Here is a 15,354-nt window from a genome sequence, read left to right as displayed (position 1 = left end):
GTGGTCCGGAGGAAACCGGAAGTGATGAACATGAACGAAGCCGGATCCAGTCTTGGGGCGCCATCCCGTATCGCGGGCACGGAGCCAAAACTGCTGCGCGCCGGCTTCATACCGCTGGTCGATGCCTCAGTACTGATCGCCGCGGCGGAGTTCGGCTTTGCCGCGCGCGAAGGACTGACGCTCGATCTGGTGAAGGATGTCTCCTGGGCAAATGTGCGCGATCGCCTCGCCTTCCGGCAGTTCGACATCGCCCACATGCTCTCCCCCATGCCGGTTGCCGCGCAACTGGGGCTCGGCTCCAACCCCTCCCCGACGATCACGCCTTTCTCGCTCGGTCGCGGCGGCAATGCCATCACCTTGTCGACCCGGTTGTTCGAGCGGATGCAGCAGGTTGGCGGGATTGCCGAAACCGCGACGGCGCTGGAAAACGCGCAGGCGCTGGCGGCGGTGATCGCAGCAATGAAAGAGCAAGGTGAACCGCTGCCGACCTTCGGCGTGACCTACCCGTTCTCCTCCCACAATTATGAATTCCGCTATTGGCTGGCGGCCGGCGGCATCCATCCCGACCGGGACGTGAAGCTTGTGGTCGTGCCGCCGCCGATGACATCCGACGCATTGGCAGCTGGCGCAATCGACGGGTTCTGCGTTGGCGCGCCGTGGAACATGGTGGCGTCGGAGCGTGGCGTCGGCCGCATCGTTGCCGCCAAGCAGGACATCTGGCCATCCGCCCCGGAAAAGGTGGTCGGCATGCGGCCGGATTGGGCGGAAAACCATCCCCAGACGGTGGCGCGCCTGGTCACCGCCCTCGACGCTGCAGCCCGCTGGTGCGACAACCCGGATAATCGTGATGCGCTGGCTGAGGCGCTTGCAGATCAGCGTTTCCTCGCCGCGCCGGTTCACATCATCCGCCAGGTGCTCGCCGGTGAGTTCAGCCTTGACGCCAAGGGCAACCGGCGGGTCATCCCGAACTACTTCCAGTTCCACGAAGGCCACGCCAACTACCCCAAGCCCGGGCATGCCTTGTGGATCTATAGCCAGATGATCCGTTGGGGCCAGGCGGAAGGGAGTGAAAAGGGCATGGCCGCGGCTGCGGGTGCCTACCGGCCGGACCTTTATCGTGCCGCCTTGGGCACGGGACCCGCGGTTGATGATCTCTCAACAGAAGGTGCGGATGTATCTGACGCCTTCATGGACGACCATGTCTTCGATCCGTCCGCTCTTTCGGCTTATGTCGAGGGCTTCTCCGTACGCACGAAACCTGGCCTCCCAACCTCTCCTGACGAAGCCTGAAGCTTACCCTCCTGCACATCCTTTGCGCGCCGCAGAAGATGCAGACGCTCATCGTTTTTGCATATTTTTCGGATGCCGAATTTGAAGGCATTATGAGAGTCGCACCATTTATCTAGTCCCCGCAGTCACTTAGGTCGTCACCACCAACTTGGCACACCCTTTGCAAGGTTGACCCTGCACCGGTCAATGGCGACTGGGGCAGATAGGCGCGGCATAAGCGCCTGCAAAAGACACCGACGTCGTAAGGTTTTTGCTGTCCGGGATCCTCCCTCCCGCAGACGCAATCTCCGAGCGGCGTTTTTTTGTGCCTGAAAACCAGCCAGAGCGAAGCTGGCAGCAGAGGGAACCTGCGCATGACGATGAATTTCAAGAGCGGCCTTTCCCGCCGCAGCATGCTCAAGACCACCACCACCGCAGCCCTCGTCGGCGCGGTCAAGACAGCCTTTCCCTCCGGCGCCCTTGCTGCGGGGCCCGGCCCGGAAGTGAAAGGCGTCAAGCTCGGCTACATCGCGCTCACTGATGCTGCGCCGCTGATTGTCGCTAAGGAAAAAGGCCTTTTTGAAAAACATGGCCTGCCGGAGGTCGAGGTTGCCAAGCAGGCGTCCTGGGGTGCCACCCGCGACAACCTCGTGCTTGGCGGCGCCGCGAACGGCATCGACGGCGCGCATATCCTCTCGCCGCTCCCCTACCTCGTGCACACCGGCCGGGTGACGCAGAACAACAAGCCGGTGCCGATGGCGATCCTGGCGCGCCTCAACCTCGACAGCCAGGGCATTTCGGTCGCGAAAGAATATGCCGATACAGGCGTGCAGCTCGACGCCTCGAAGCTGAAGGCTGCCTTCGAGAAAAAGAAGGCCGAGGGGAAGGAAATCAAGGCCGCCATGACTTTCCCCGGCGGCACGCACGACCTCTGGATCCGCTACTGGCTCGCCGCCGGCGGTATAGATCCGAACACCGATGTCTCGACCATCGTCGTACCGCCGCCGCAGATGGTGGCCAACATGAAGGTCCGCAACATGGACGTCTTCTGTGTTGGCGAGCCGTGGAATGAGCAACTCGTCAACCAGAACATCGGCTTCACCGCCGCCACCACGGGCGAGCTCTGGAAGGGGCATCCGGAAAAGGCGCTCGGCCTGCGCGCCGATTGGGTAGAGAAGAACCCGAATGCCGCGAAAGCCCTGCTGATGGCCGTGATGGAGGCCCAGCAGTGGTGCGAAAGCATGGACAACAAGGTGGAGATGGCTGAGATCCTCGGTCGCCGCCAGTGGTTCAACGTTCCGCCAAAGGATGTGCTCGGGCGCCTGAAGGGCGACATCAACTACGGCAACGGGCGCAACGTGAAGGGCACCGACCTCTTCATGAAGTTCTGGCGCGACCAAGCCTCCTACCCCTTCAGGAGCCATGACAGCTGGTTCATCGCGGAAAACATCCGCTGGGGTTACCTGCCCGCAGATACCAACATCAACGCGTTGATCGGCGCAGTAAACCGCGACGACATGTGGCGCGAGGCTGCCAAGGATCTGGGGATCGCCGCCGCCGACATCCCCGCCTCGTCCTCGCGCGGCAAGGAGACCTTCTTCGACGGCAAGGTCTTCGATCCGGAAAACCCATTCGCCTATCTCGACAGCCTGTCGATCAAGGCCGCCTCCTGATTCCCCACCTCCGGCGCGCTCCCTGGGGTGTGCCGGCTTTTTCCATTTCGAACGGAGCGTGCTGATGTCCGCCCTCGCAAAACAACCGAAGCTCGCCGCAGTCACCGCGGCAAATCCTAAAGCCACCGTCGTGCCGTTCTCCGGCAGGCAAGTCCGCAAGATCAACCTCAGGCACCTGGGCGCCACCGCCCTGCGCAACGTCGCTCCGCCGCTGGTCGTCATCACACTGATCCTGCTCATCTGGCAGACCCTGTGTTCGTCGCCCGATGCCTCGCTCCCCTCGCCGCTTGTCGTCTGGGCGGAAGCCTATGACCTGATCGCCTTTCCGTTCTTCAGCTACGGCTCACAGGACATCGGACTCGGCTGGCGCGTGCTCGTTTCGCTGCAGCGCGTTGCCTACGGCTTCGGGCTTGCCGCTGTCGCAGGCGTCCTTGTCGGGGCGATTATTGGTCAGTCGGTCTGGGCCATGCGTGGGCTGGACCCGATCTTCCAGGTGCTGCGCACCGTGCCGCCGCTCGCCTGGCTGCCGCTGTCGCTCGCCGCCTTCCAGGATTCCAACCCGTCCGCCATCTTCGTGATCTTCATCACCTCGATCTGGCCCGTCATCATCAACACCGCGGTCGGCGTGCGCAACATCCCGCAGGACTACCGCAATGTGGCTGAAGTGCTGCGGCTCAACCAGTTCGAGTTCTTCTTCAAGATCATGCTGCCGTCGGCCGCGCCCTACATCTTCACGGGGCTTCGCATCGGCGTCGGCCTCTCCTGGCTTGCGATCGTTGCGGCCGAAATGCTGACCGGCGGTGTCGGAATCGGCTTCTTCATCTGGGACGCGTGGAACTCGTCGCGCCTGCCCGACATCATCGTCGCTCTCGCCTACATCGGCATCGTCGGCTTCGCCCTCGACAAGCTCGTGGCCGCGCTCGGCACCGTCATCACCCGCGGCGCATCGGCCACCTGAGGAGCCCCCTATGAACGCCTACCTGAAGCTCGACCATATCGACAAGCATTTCGACCGCGGCGGCACCCGCGCCGAGGTGCTGAAGGACATCAACCTGACGATCGTCAAGGGCGAGTTCGTTTCGATCATCGGCCATTCTGGCTGCGGTAAGTCCACCCTGCTCAACCTGATCGCCGGGCTGACGCCGATCTCTGCGGGCGCCGTGCTCTTGGAAAACCGGGAGGTCAACGAACCGGGCCCCGAACGCGCCGTCGTGTTCCAGAACCACTCGCTGCTGCCGTGGCTCAGCGTCTATGAAAACGTCAATCTCGCCGTCTCAAAGGTCTTCAAGAACAGCAAGACCAGGGCCGAGAAGCACGACTGGGTGATGGCCAATCTCGACCTCGTGCAGATGGGCCACGCCAGGGACAAGCACCCGTCGGAAATCTCCGGCGGCATGAAGCAACGCGTCGGCATTGCGCGGGCGCTCGCCATGGAACCGAAGATCCTGCTGCTCGATGAGCCGTTCGGTGCGCTTGACGCCTTGACTCGCGCACACCTGCAGGATGCGGTGATGGAGATCCACGCCCGGCTCGGCAATACGATGGTGATGATCACCCATGATGTCGATGAGGCCGTGCTGCTGTCGGATCGCATCGTGATGATGACCAACGGACCCGGGGCGCGCATCGGCGAAGTGCTGGACGTGCAGATCCCGCGGCCACGCAACCGCATCGAGCTCGCCTCCGACCGCACGTATCTGAAGTGCCGCGAGGCCGTCCTCAAATTCCTCTACGAACGCCACCGCTTCGTTGAAGCCGCGGAGTAAACGACATGACCGAAAAACTCGTTATCATCGGCAATGGCATGGCGCCGGGGCGCATGCTGGAACATCTCTTTGAGCAGGCCCCCGGCCGCTACAGCGTCACGATCTTTAACGCCGAACCGCGCGTCAACTATGACCGCATCATGCTTTCCCCGGTGCTCTCGGGCGAGAAGACCTATGAACAGATCGTCATCCATGGCGACGGCTGGTACATCGACCACGGTATCACCCTCTACAAGGGCCATCGGATCGTGGCGATCGATCGCGCCGCAAAAACCGTCACCTCCGACCATGGCGTGACAGAAAGCTACGACAAGCTGGTGATCGCCACCGGCTCCGTGCCCTTCATCATCCCCGTTCCCGGCAAGGATCTGCCGGGCGTCATCACTTATCGTGACCTCGATGACGTGCAGGCCATGCTGCTGGCAGCGCAATCGCGCGAAAAGGCTGTTGTCATCGGTGGTGGCTTGCTGGGCCTCGAGGCGGCGGCAGGGCTTGCCCAGCGGGGGATGGACGTGACCGTGCTGCATGTCATGCCGACGCTGATGGAACGCCAGCTTGATCCGGCCGCCGGGTACCTTCTGCAGAAAGCGGTCGAAGAGCGCGGCATCAAGGTGATCTGCAAGGCCAATACCAAGCAGATCATCGGCGACGGCAAGGTGGAAGGCGTCGAACTGGATGATGGCCGCATCATCCCTGCGACACTGGTGGTCATGGCGGTTGGCATCCGCCCCAATGCGGGGCTTGCCAGGGACACGGGGCTCGCGGTTAACCGCGGCATTGTCGTCGACGCCGGCATGCAGACCTCAGACGGCGACATCTATGCGATCGGCGAATGCGCCGAAGTGGGCGGCATGGTCTACGGCCTCGTCGCACCGCTTTACGAGATGGCTCGTGTCGCCGCGGCCCATCTGGCGGGGGATACCGGACCGGCCTTTGTGCATTCCGATACGCCGACCAAGCTGAAGGTGACCGGCATCGACCTTTATTCTCTCGGCGACTTTGCCGATGGCGACGATCGCCAGGAGATCGTGCTGCGTGATGCCACCGCCGGCGTCTACAAGCGCCTGGTGCTGAAGGACAACCGCATCATCGGCACCGTCCTCTACGGCGAGACCTCCGACGGCGCCTGGTTCAACGACCTGAAGAAAAAGGCCGTCGACATTTCCGACATGCGCGAGACCCTGATCTTCGGACAGGCCTATCAGGGAGGGTCGCCGCTGGACCCTATGGCGGCCGTTGCAGCCTTGCCGGATGATGCGGAAATCTGCGGCTGCAACGGCGTCTGCAAAGGCAAGATTACCGGCACGATGACGGCCAAGGGCCTGACGACGCTGGACGACGTGCGCGCCCACACGAAGGCCTCCGCCTCCTGCGGCACCTGCACCGGCCTCGTCGAACAGTTGATGAGCCTCACCCTCGGTGACGCCTACAACCCGAAGGCCGTGCAGCCCATGTGCCCCTGCACCGAGCTCGGCCATGACGATGTGCGCCGCCTGATCAAGGCCAAGGGCCTGAAGACCATTCCGGCCGTCATGCAGGAGCTGGAATGGAAGACATCCTGCGGCTGCGCCAAATGCCGCCCGGCGCTGAACTATTACCTCGTCTGCGACTGGCCGGATGAATATGCCGACGACTACCAGTCGCGCTTCATCAACGAGCGCGTCCACGCCAACATCCAGAAGGACGGCACGTATTCTGTGGTGCCGCGCATGTGGGGCGGCGTCACCAACGCGGATGAATTGCGCGCCATTGCCGATGTCGTCGACAAGTTCGCGATCCCGATGGTGAAGGTCACCGGCGGCCAGCGCATCGACCTGCTCGGCATTGAAAAGGAAGATCTTCCGGCGGTGTGGGCCGATCTCGGCAAGGCCGGCTTCATCTCCGGCCAGGCCTATGCCAAGGGTCTGCGGACGGTAAAAACCTGCGTCGGCTCCGACTGGTGCCGCTTCGGTACGCAGGATTCGACCGGGCTCGGCATCCGCATCGAAAAGTTCATGTGGGGCTCCTGGACGCCGGCGAAGTTGAAGATGGCTGTCTCCGGATGTCCGCGAAACTGCGCCGAGGCGACCTGCAAGGACATCGGCGTCATCTGCGTCGATTCCGGCTTTGAGATCCATTTCGCCGGCGCCGCCGGTCTCGACATCAAGGGCACCGAAGTGCTGGGTCTCGTGAAGACCGAGGACGAAGCGCTCGAGCATATCGTGGCGCTGACGCAGATGTACCGGGAACAGGCCCGCTACCTCGAGCGCATCTACAAATGGGCAAAACGCATCGGTCTCGATGAGATCCGCCGGCAGATCATGGAGGATACCGGCAAGCGCAAAGCCTACTACGAGCGCTTCGTCTTCTCCCAGAAATTTGCCCAGGTCGACCCTTGGTCGGAGCGCGTCTCCGGCAAGGACAAGCACGAGTTCAAGCCGATCGCCACCGTCGGCTTCCATCAGGCAGCGGAGTGAGGGACATGGACATGAACTGGCACCCGATCGGCGACATTTCCGACATTCCACTTCTCGGCGCACGCTGCGTAAAGACGCCCTTCATGAAGATCGCAGTTTTCCGCACCGGCGAGCATGAGGCCTATGCGATCGAGAACCGCTGCCCGCACAAGGCGGGTCCGCTTTCGGAGGGCATCGTCCACGGCACCTCCGTCACATGCCCGCTGCACAACTGGGTGATTTCGGTCGAAACCGGCAAGGCACTCGGCGCAGACGAGGGCGACGTGCGGACCATCCCGCTGAAAAACGAAAGCGGCCAACTCTTCCTTGCGCTGGAAAGCGTGATGCTGGAAGCGGCGGAGTAGCAACCCATGCCCGTCGAGACCAGGACCACCTGCCCCTATTGCGGCGTCGGCTGCGGCGTCATCGCCTCGGTTCATGAGGATGGTGCGGTTTCGGTCAAGGGTGATCCGGAGCATCCTGCCAATTTCGGCAGGCTCTGCTCCAAGGGATCAGCGCTGGCCGAAACGATCGATCTCGACGGACGCGTGCTTTTTCCCGAGATCGGTGGGCGGCAGACTGGCTGGGACGAGACACTCGATCTCGTGGCCCGAAAGTTTTCCGAGGCGCTTGCCGAACATGGACCGGATGCGGTGGCCTTCTACGTCTCCGGCCAGTTGCTGACGGAGGATTATTATGTCGCCAACAAGCTGATGAAGGGCTTCTTCGGCTCGGCGAATATCGACACGAATTCAAGGCTTTGCATGTCCTCCTCCGTCGCCGGCCACCGCCGCGCGTTCGGATCCGACACCGTGCCCGGCACCTACGAGGACCTGGAACTGGCCGACCTGGTGGTGCTCACAGGTTCCAACCTCGCCTGGTGCCATCCCGTGCTTTACCAGCGGCTTGCTGCTGCCAAGGCAGCCCGGCCTGAAATGAAAGTCGTGGTGATCGACCCGCGCCGGACGATGACCTGCGACATCGCCGACCTGCATCTGGCGATCCGGCCGGATGGCGACGTCGCATTGTTCATGGGCTTGCTCGCGCATCTGGCGGAGAGCGCGGCGCTCGATCGAGCTTTTGTCGAGGCGCATACTGCGGGCTTTGCCGAGGCTGTTTCCGCCGCATCAGCGCTTTCATTTTCTGAATTGTCCGAACGCACCGGCCTCACGGCCTCGCAGCTTGAGCAGTTCTTCCACCTGTTCGAAACGACGGAGAAGGTCGTCACCTTCTACAGCCAGGGGGTCAACCAGTCGTCTTCCGGCACAGACAAGGTCAACGCGATCATCAACTGCCATCTTGCCACCGGCCGCACCGGCCGGCCCGGCATGGGGCCATTTTCGCTGACCGGACAGCCGAACGCCATGGGCGGCCGCGAGGTCGGCGGGCTCGCCAACATGCTCGCCGCCCATATGGCGATCGAAAACCCTGAAGATCGCGACCGCGTCCAGCGTTTCTGGGCGTCTCCAACGATCGCACCGAAGCCGGGCCTGAAGGCGGTGGACATGTTCCGCGCCGTCGCGGACGGCCGCATCAAGGCCCTGTGGATCATGGCGACCAACCCGGTCGTGTCAATGCCGGATGCCGCTGCGGTCGAAGCCGCGTTAAAAGCCTGCCCCTTCGTGGTCGTGTCCGACATCATGCGTGACACCGACACAACGCGTCACGCCCATGTGCTCCTGCCCTCGCTCGGCTGGGGCGAGAAGGACGGCACGGTCACCAATTCCGAACGCCGCATTACCCGCCAGCGCCGCTTCTTGGCATCGCCTGGAGAAGCAAAGCCGGACTGGTGGCAGATGGCGGAGGTTGCGCGCCGCATGGGCTTTGCCGGTTTCGACTACCAGTCGCCAGCCGAGATTTTTGCCGAACATGCCGCACTCTCGGCCTTCGAGAACCACGGCAGCCGGGACTTCGATATCGGAGCCTATGCGAGCGTTGGTCCGGAGGCATACGATGAACTTCCGCCATTCCAGTGGCCGTCGCCGGTGGCCGACGGGGATAAACCGAAACGCTTCTTCGCCGACGGCGGTTTCTTCCATCCCGATCGGAAAGCCCGCTTCATCGCCGTCACTGCACCGGCAACCGATCGTACCGACGCGCTTTATCCGCTGACGCTCAACACCGGGCGCATTAGGGATCATTGGCACACGATGACCCGGACCGGCAAGAGCATCCGGCTTTCCAGCCACATCGCGGAGCCCTTCGCTGAGATCCACCCGCAGGACGCGGCGAAACTTCGCATCCGAAACACCGGGCTGGTGGAACTCGAAAGCCCGCTCGGCAAAGCGGTCGTCCGCGCACTCGTCACCGACCGGCACGCGCCGGGCAGCGTTTTTGTGCCGATGCACTGGAACGACCGGTTTTCCGCCAAGGCGCGCATCGGTGCCCTCGTTCCTCCGCTCACCGATCCGGTTTCCGGCCAGCCGGCCTCCAAGAACGTCGCAGTCACCGCCCGCACATACGAAGTCGCTTATTACGGTTTCGCCGTCTCGGCAGCGAAGCCCGCGCCGCAAGCAGACTATTGGGCGCTCGCCAAGGCCGAGGGCGGTTGGCGCACCGAACTCGGTTTCAAGACGGCTCGCGAAGATTGGATCGACTGGTGCCAAAGCACATTCGGCATCAGCCCCGTCATTGAGCCGCTCGGTTACATGGACCGGCAGACCGGCGACTTGCGCCTCGCCTTTTTCGACGCGGACAAGCTGCTTGCTGCATTTTTCCTTGCCCGCGAGCCGGTCGCCGTCGCGCGCAACTGGGCAATCAGCCAACTCACGACACGCCACACCGATCTGACCCGGCGTTTAGGCATCGTCGCCGGCCGCCCGGGCGCCGATCAGCCCGATCCCGGCGCCACCGTCTGCTCCTGCTTTTCGGTCGGCATCAACAGGATCATCGGCGCCGTCCGCACCGGATGTCACTCCGTCGAGGCGGTCGGAAAACACACCAATGCCGGAACCAACTGCGGCTCCTGCCGCGCGGAAATCAGGGGGATCATCGATGGATGTCTTGCAGCCGCCGCGGAGTGAACCCCAGCCGGTTCGTGGTGCCCGTATGGCACCGCTTGCCAAGCTCCCCGTATTCTGGGCGTTGGACGGCAAGAGGGTGATCGTTTCCGGCGGCACGGATGCGGCTGCATGGAAAGCCGAGCTCCTAGCCGCCTGCGGTGCGGAGGTGCATGTCTATGCGGGAGAACTTTCGGAAACCTTCAGGCTGCTGATCGCACGCGGCACGCAACATCCGAACGGCCGGTTCGAACATCATCCTCATGCATGGCATCACGCGATCTTTGCTGACGCGGCGATCGCCATCGCCGACTGCGAAGATGAGCAGGAGGCGCAAGCCTTCTTCAAGGCAGCGCGGGCGGCCGGAATACCGGTCAATGTGATCGACAAACCGGCATTCTGCCAGTTCCTGTTCGGCTCGATCGTCAATCGCTCGCCGGTCGTCGTCTCGATCTCGACCGATGGCGCCGCGCCAATCCTTGCCGAAGCGATCCGCCGGCGCATCGAGACCCTGCTGCCGCAATCGCTGAAGGACTGGGCGCAACTCGCCCAATCCCTGCGGGAAAGGATCAACGCCCGCCTCCCGCCCGGCCCCATGCGACGTGACTTCTGGGAGCGCTTCGTGGATCGGGCGTTTGCCGCCGCACCAGATGCCGCAGTTGAAGCCGAGTTGCTCTCGGATGCAGGTCTCGTAGCGGCATCACCGGAAAAAACCGGCCGCGTTACGCTCGTTGGCGCCGGTCCCGGAGATGCGGAACTGCTGACGCTGAAGGCGGTGCGGGCGCTGCAGGCGGCCGATGTCATCCTCTTCGACGACCTCGTTTCGGACGAGGTGCTGGAGCTCGCCCGCCGCGAGGCTAAGCGTATGCTGGTCGGAAAACGCGGCGGCCGGACGAGTTGCCGGCAGGAAGACATCAACGAGATGATGGTGAAGCTCGCCAAGGCCGGCAAACGCGTCGTGCGGCTGAAATCCGGCGACCCGATGATCTTCGGCCGTGCGGGAGAGGAAATCGAGTGCCTTGAGGCGCACGGCATATCGGTCGATGTGGTGCCGGGCATTACGTCCGCCAGTGCCATGGCGGCCCGGCTCGGCGTTTCGCTCACCCATCGCGACCACGCACAAGGCGTGCGTTTTGTCACCGGTCATTCACGAAAGGGCGTGCTGCCGGACAGTCTCGACTGGAACAGTCTTGCCGACCCTCGGCTGACGACTGTCTATTACATGGCCGGCCGCACCGCGGGCGAGATCGCCCGGCGCCTGGTTGATGCCGGGATGACGCCAGACATGCCGGTCGCCATTGTCAGCGCCGTCTGCCGAAAAAATGAGAGACGCTGGACAGGTCAACTTTGCGACATGCCAGGCGCGATGGCTTTGATAGGTGTGAACGAGCCGGTACTGATTGGCATCGGTCAGGTGTTCGCCAAGACTGGTGCACAGCCGGTAGAACCGAATGTGGGTAGCGAAGCGCGCGCCGCGGGCTGATCGCAAAAACAGAAGGGCCGGCACCTGCCGACCCTTTACCCTGCTATCCGCGGAAACTGCCTTCGTTCATGTCCCGCTCGTCATAGTTCGGCGAGAAATCCTTGTCGGGCTTCTTCTGGCCCGGCGGATTGCGATGCGCAGTGGCGTCCTCCGACCCGGTGACGACGGTTGGCTTGGCGCTGTGGACGCCGCTTGCCTTCGGATCACCTTGTGACTTGGCGAACTGGCCCTTGGCATCCGCCTCGGGGCCCGACTTTCCAGAAGTTCCTGTCATGTCAGTCTCCCTTGATCTTGCCAGTATCGGTGGCTTTGTCACGCGACGGGTCGCGATTGTTTTCATGCAGCGCGTCGCGGTCGCGGTCCGGATTGTCCTTTGCCGGCATGTAACCGCGTGGCGTGTTTTCCTGTGGACCCTCCCACCGCGGGGACTGGTCTGTGGTGCCGGGTGCTCCGGCCTTTGGCGAATCCATGCCCATGCCTATTCCTCCTGTTGTGTGAGAGGTAACCCGCAAGACCATGCTGGAGTTCCGGATCAGGCGCGGCACGCATCGAGACAGGAGGTTGCACGCACAACTAATCGCTTGATCTCCCCCCACGAGAGTCCTAGCATTGATCAAATGCTCACGACGGCGCTTTCACGGGAGACTTTTTATGGACATCCTCGCAAACAAGCTCGCTGCAACTGACTTCCCGGTGGAGGAAGTGCGGCGGCAGTTTCCCGCGCTTCAGAAATACGAGGACTTCATTTTTTTCGAGAATGCCGGCGGCGCGCAGGTCCCTCAGGTGGTGATTGATGCAGTCTCCGCGCATCTGCTGGACTGCAACGTGCAGCGCATGGCGCCATACCTCCATAGCCAAGGCGTCGACAAAAGCGTTGCGGATGCACGCGTTTCCGTGGGCCTGCTCGTCAATGCCTACCGACCGGAAGAAATCTCCTTCGGTCTCAACGCCACGTCCTTCATCCGTCTTGTCAGCCTCGGCATCGCCAAAATGCTGAAGGAACGCAACGAAATCATCGTCACCGACATGGATCACGATGCCGATATCGCCACCTGGACTGCGCTCGAAGCGGATGGTGCCAAGATCGTCTGGTGGCGGATGCGCGATGACGGCATGCTCCACACGGAAGATCTGGAACCGCTGCTGAACGACAAAACGCGGCTTGTCGCCTGCACCGTTACCGCCCACTCGATCGGCACGATCGTTGACGTGGCGACCGTCGGCAGGCTCGCGCATGCGGCCGGCGCGGAAGTATTCCTCGATTGCGTGCATTTCGGGCCGCACGGGCTGATCGACGTGCAGGCCTGGGATTGCGACTACCTCGTCTGCTCCGGCTACAAGAACTTCTCGCCGCATATGGGCTTTCTCTGGGGCCGCTATGACGCGCTGGTAAAGCTGCCGACCTTCAAGGAAGACTTCATTCCGGACGTGCCGCCCTACAAGATCGAGGTCGGAACCTTCACGTATGAGAACGTCGCCGGCATGGATGCGGCGATTCGTTACCTCGAAGGCCTTGGCCGCCGGTTCCTGCCCGCGGGCGATCATTCACGCCGCGATGCGATCGTGGCGGCCATGGGCGCGATCCGTTCGTATGAACAGGTGCTCTCGCGAAAAATGCTGTCGGTGCTGAAGAAGCACGGCGCAACAATCTACGGGATTTCGGACGAGACGCAGGTTGAACATCGGGTCCCGACCATCTGCTTCAACATCCCGGGCGTATCGCCACAACATATTTCAGCGGAGCTGGGCAAGCGGAAGATCGGCAGCCGCGACGGCCACATGTTTGCCCCTCGCCTGATGAAACGGCTGGGCCTGACCATGCAGACAGGCTGCATGCGGGTGTCCATGGTGCATTACAACACGATCGAAGAGATCGAGCGCTTCGACAGCGTACTGGGCGAGATCATCAAGACGGCCCGCTGACGATCAGCTTTGCACAGCGGCCGGCCCTACCGGGCCGGCGTATTCATGTGGCCGTCAATGAACGGCAGTGCTGATCATCGGATAAGGGTGGGCGGCCTTGAATTGCGTGATGACAGCTGCAGCCTGCTGAAGCACCTGCTCGGCAGCATCGAGATTGTCGCGCGCCAGTTCATCAGCATTGACGCGAATTGCCTCGGCCATGTTGCTGGAGATTGCAGCGAAGTGTCGGTTGCCTTCCGCAAAGGCTTCCCGTGCCGTGCCTTCAAGCACCTGCGCAATCGAAACAAAGATCTCCTCACGCTCATCGACGCTGAGGTCACGGATACTCTTGTGTACATGTTCCATAACGCCACCCACAAAAAGTCGTTGTGACGGCCGGTCTCCCTTGAGCCCCGACCAAAATGATAGTTGGGAACGGAAAAAGCTGTGTTCAAGACCGCCAGACTGCGCCGGAAGACAGCAGACGGCAAAAGGCCACGCCCGAAACCGAGCGTGGCCTTTCTTGTTTCAGGCAGTCAGCTTGCGCTGAGGACCAGGCTCTTAGCGGAAGAGCGTCAGGATGTTCTGAGCTTCGCTGTTGGCGATCGACAGAGCCTGTACGCCGAGCTGCTGCTGCGTCTGCAGAGCCTTGAGGCGGGTCGACTCTTCGTTCATGTCAGCGTCAACCAGCTTGCCAACACCTGCGTCGATCGAGTCAGACAGGTCTTCAACGAAATCCTTCTGCAGTTCGATGCGCTTGTTGACAGCACCGATGTCAGCAGCAGCGTTGGTCATTTCCTTCAGGGCAGCTTCCGTGACGGCCAGCGTCAGCGACAGAAGGTCTGCGCCCATGCTGGTGATGTCGAAGCTGATGACGCTGTTGGTCGAGATGGCCGGAGCAACCGTCGCGCCGAGCGAGTTGGTGTAGGAAACAGTGTGGTACTTCGTCAGGATACCAGCTGTCGTCAAGTGAGTGGTGCCGGTCTGAGCGATCAGCGACGAGCTGCCGGTGTTGTATTCCAGCGTCGTCAGGCTGATGGCGCCGTTGTTGTCGCGGTTGAACGAACCCACGATGGCCTGCGTGCCGGCGGTGTTGGTGCCGGTCTGGTGGTAGACCCAGTTCTGGCCCGAGAAGGCAGCAGACTTGGCGATCGAGATCAGCTGATCCTGCAGCTGGTCGATTTCCTTCTGAACCTTGGACTTGTCAACGCCCGGCTGCGAAGCCGCGGTGATCTTCTGCTTGATTTCGTCGACAACGGAGATCGAGCTTTCCAGGGCGGTGTAAGCAACGTCGGTGATGGCAGCGCCAAGGCCGAGCGCGTCCTTGACGGTGCCCAGTGCCTTGTTGTCCGAACGCATGGTCGTTGCGATCGACCAGTAAGCGGCGTTGTCGGAAGCGGTTTCGACCCTGTAACCAGAGGAGATACGGCTCTGGGTCTTCTCCATTTCGCTGCCGATAGAGCGGAGAGTGGAGAGGGCGGCCATAGCCGAGTTGTTGGTAAGAATGCTAGACATAACTGGTCCCTTTGTTACGCTTTACTATTGGGACATCCCGGACTGACCGGTCACGTGGTCGGGCATCATGCCAGTCCGATCCGTTTGTTTGTCTGGATCGAACCCTTCGTGTGAGATGCACAATGCCGGTCAGTTCTTATCAATTTCTTTAAAATGCGATCAATCACGCCGACGGTTTGTTTATGGTTAGCGGACGGTAAACCCGGCTGCAGCGCGGTTAACCCTCAACAAGCCATGGCATTCTAACTTTCTGAAGCCTTCTCCTTCAGTGCCGGTATAAAAGGGAAAAGGCCGCATCCATGACGCGGCCTT

At 62.0% G+C, this 15,354-nt stretch carries 13 protein-coding genes; 9 read left to right on the top strand and 4 right to left on the bottom strand.

The features are described 5' to 3' along the window. Positions 1-24 precede the first annotated feature (24 nt). The 8 genes from M0654_RS02395 (at position 25) to cysG (ending at position 11,625) form a co-directional block, all read left to right on the top strand. Positions 25-1,290: a CmpA/NrtA family ABC transporter substrate-binding protein gene (locus M0654_RS02395; RefSeq protein WP_248681675.1), complete on the top strand. Its 1,266-nt coding sequence runs from the start codon at positions 25-27 to the stop codon at positions 1,288-1,290. Between the two features lie 353 nt (positions 1,291-1,643). Continuing rightward, positions 1,644-2,942, top strand: coding sequence for a CmpA/NrtA family ABC transporter substrate-binding protein (locus tag M0654_RS02390; RefSeq protein ID WP_248681674.1), 1,299 nt, complete (start codon positions 1,644-1,646; stop codon positions 2,940-2,942). A gap of 64 nt (positions 2,943-3,006) precedes the next feature. Then, the gene (ntrB, locus tag M0654_RS02385) at positions 3,007-3,900 is read left to right on the top strand and encodes a nitrate ABC transporter permease (protein WP_248681673.1); all 894 of its coding nucleotides are present in this window, start codon (positions 3,007-3,009) and stop codon (positions 3,898-3,900) included. 10 nt (positions 3,901-3,910) lie between these two features. Continuing rightward, positions 3,911-4,708 (top strand): ABC transporter ATP-binding protein, encoded by a 798-nt coding sequence (locus M0654_RS02380; protein ID WP_248681672.1) that lies wholly within the window; start codon positions 3,911-3,913, stop codon positions 4,706-4,708. Positions 4,709-4,713: 5 nt separating this feature from the next. Then, entirely contained in the window at positions 4,714-7,164 is a 2,451-nt protein-coding gene (gene nirB / locus M0654_RS02375) for a nitrite reductase large subunit NirB (protein WP_248681671.1), read from the top strand. Between the two features lie 5 nt (positions 7,165-7,169). Further along, complete coding sequence (gene nirD, locus M0654_RS02370) at positions 7,170-7,508, top strand: nitrite reductase small subunit NirD (protein ID WP_248681670.1); 339 nt, start codon at positions 7,170-7,172, stop codon at positions 7,506-7,508. 6 nt (positions 7,509-7,514) lie between these two features. Next, a complete protein-coding gene (locus M0654_RS02365) occupies positions 7,515-10,166 on the top strand; it encodes a nitrate reductase (protein ID WP_248681669.1) in 2,652 nt (883 codons plus the stop codon). After that, positions 10,138-11,625 (top strand): siroheme synthase CysG, encoded by a 1,488-nt coding sequence (gene cysG, locus M0654_RS02360; RefSeq protein WP_248681668.1) that lies wholly within the window; start codon positions 10,138-10,140, stop codon positions 11,623-11,625. The genes M0654_RS02365 and cysG overlap by 29 nt, the downstream gene beginning before the upstream one ends. A 43-nt stretch (positions 11,626-11,668) precedes the next feature. Here the strand turns inward: cysG and M0654_RS02355 are convergent, their stop codons facing one another. Then, positions 11,669-11,899, bottom strand: a complete 231-nt coding sequence (locus M0654_RS02355) for a hypothetical protein (RefSeq protein ID WP_118850636.1) — start codon at positions 11,897-11,899, stop codon at positions 11,669-11,671. 1 nt (position 11,900) lies between these two features. After that, positions 11,901-12,101 carry a hypothetical protein gene (locus M0654_RS02350; protein WP_118850637.1) on the bottom strand — a complete coding sequence of 67 codons (201 nt, stop codon included), beginning with the start codon at positions 12,099-12,101 and terminating at the stop codon, positions 11,901-11,903. A gap of 175 nt (positions 12,102-12,276) precedes the next feature. On the opposite strand from M0654_RS02350, the gene M0654_RS02345 reads away from it, so the two are divergent. Continuing rightward, on the top strand, positions 12,277-13,548 hold the full coding sequence (locus M0654_RS02345; RefSeq protein WP_248681667.1) for a cysteine desulfurase-like protein: 1,272 nt from the start codon (positions 12,277-12,279) through the stop codon (positions 13,546-13,548). Positions 13,549-13,602: 54 nt separating this feature from the next. On the opposite strand, the gene M0654_RS02340 is transcribed toward M0654_RS02345, so the two are convergent. Together M0654_RS02340 and M0654_RS02335 are read right to left on the bottom strand one after the other, a co-directional pair. Then, positions 13,603-13,893 carry a hypothetical protein gene (locus tag M0654_RS02340; protein WP_248681666.1) on the bottom strand — a complete coding sequence of 97 codons (291 nt, stop codon included), beginning with the start codon at positions 13,891-13,893 and terminating at the stop codon, positions 13,603-13,605. 195 nt (positions 13,894-14,088) lie between these two features. Continuing rightward, a complete protein-coding gene (locus tag M0654_RS02335; RefSeq protein ID WP_118850640.1) occupies positions 14,089-15,042 on the bottom strand; it encodes a flagellin N-terminal helical domain-containing protein in 954 nt (317 codons plus the stop codon). Positions 15,043-15,354 lie beyond the last annotated feature (312 nt).

The sequence above is a fragment of the Neorhizobium turbinariae genome (genome assembly GCF_023223505.1).
Classification (GTDB): Bacteria; Pseudomonadota; Alphaproteobacteria; order Rhizobiales; family Rhizobiaceae; genus Neorhizobium; species Neorhizobium turbinariae.
The sequence above is the reverse complement of the archived record's forward strand: the minus strand, read 5'-3'. Positions and strand labels throughout refer to the sequence as shown.

Coding starts and splice junctions, on each gene's coding strand:
- M0654_RS02395 (WP_248681675.1), top strand. CDS start 25: ATGAACATGAACGAAGCCGGATCCAGTCTTGGGGCGCCATCCCGTATC.
- M0654_RS02390 (WP_248681674.1), top strand. CDS start 1,644: ATGACGATGAATTTCAAGAGCGGCCTTTCCCGCCGCAGCATGCTCAAG.
- ntrB (WP_248681673.1), top strand. CDS start 3,007: ATGTCCGCCCTCGCAAAACAACCGAAGCTCGCCGCAGTCACCGCGGCA.
- M0654_RS02380 (WP_248681672.1), top strand. CDS start 3,911: ATGAACGCCTACCTGAAGCTCGACCATATCGACAAGCATTTCGACCGC.
- nirB (WP_248681671.1), top strand. CDS start 4,714: ATGACCGAAAAACTCGTTATCATCGGCAATGGCATGGCGCCGGGGCGC.
- nirD (WP_248681670.1), top strand. CDS start 7,170: ATGGACATGAACTGGCACCCGATCGGCGACATTTCCGACATTCCACTT.
- M0654_RS02365 (WP_248681669.1), top strand. CDS start 7,515: ATGCCCGTCGAGACCAGGACCACCTGCCCCTATTGCGGCGTCGGCTGC.
- cysG (WP_248681668.1), top strand. CDS start 10,138: ATGGATGTCTTGCAGCCGCCGCGGAGTGAACCCCAGCCGGTTCGTGGT.
- M0654_RS02355 (WP_118850636.1), bottom strand. CDS start 11,899: ATGACAGGAACTTCTGGAAAGTCGGGCCCCGAGGCGGATGCCAAGGGC.
- M0654_RS02350 (WP_118850637.1), bottom strand. CDS start 12,101: ATGGGCATGGATTCGCCAAAGGCCGGAGCACCCGGCACCACAGACCAG.
- M0654_RS02345 (WP_248681667.1), top strand. CDS start 12,277: ATGGACATCCTCGCAAACAAGCTCGCTGCAACTGACTTCCCGGTGGAG.
- M0654_RS02340 (WP_248681666.1), bottom strand. CDS start 13,893: ATGGAACATGTACACAAGAGTATCCGTGACCTCAGCGTCGATGAGCGT.
- M0654_RS02335 (WP_118850640.1), bottom strand. CDS start 15,042: ATGTCTAGCATTCTTACCAACAACTCGGCTATGGCCGCCCTCTCCACT.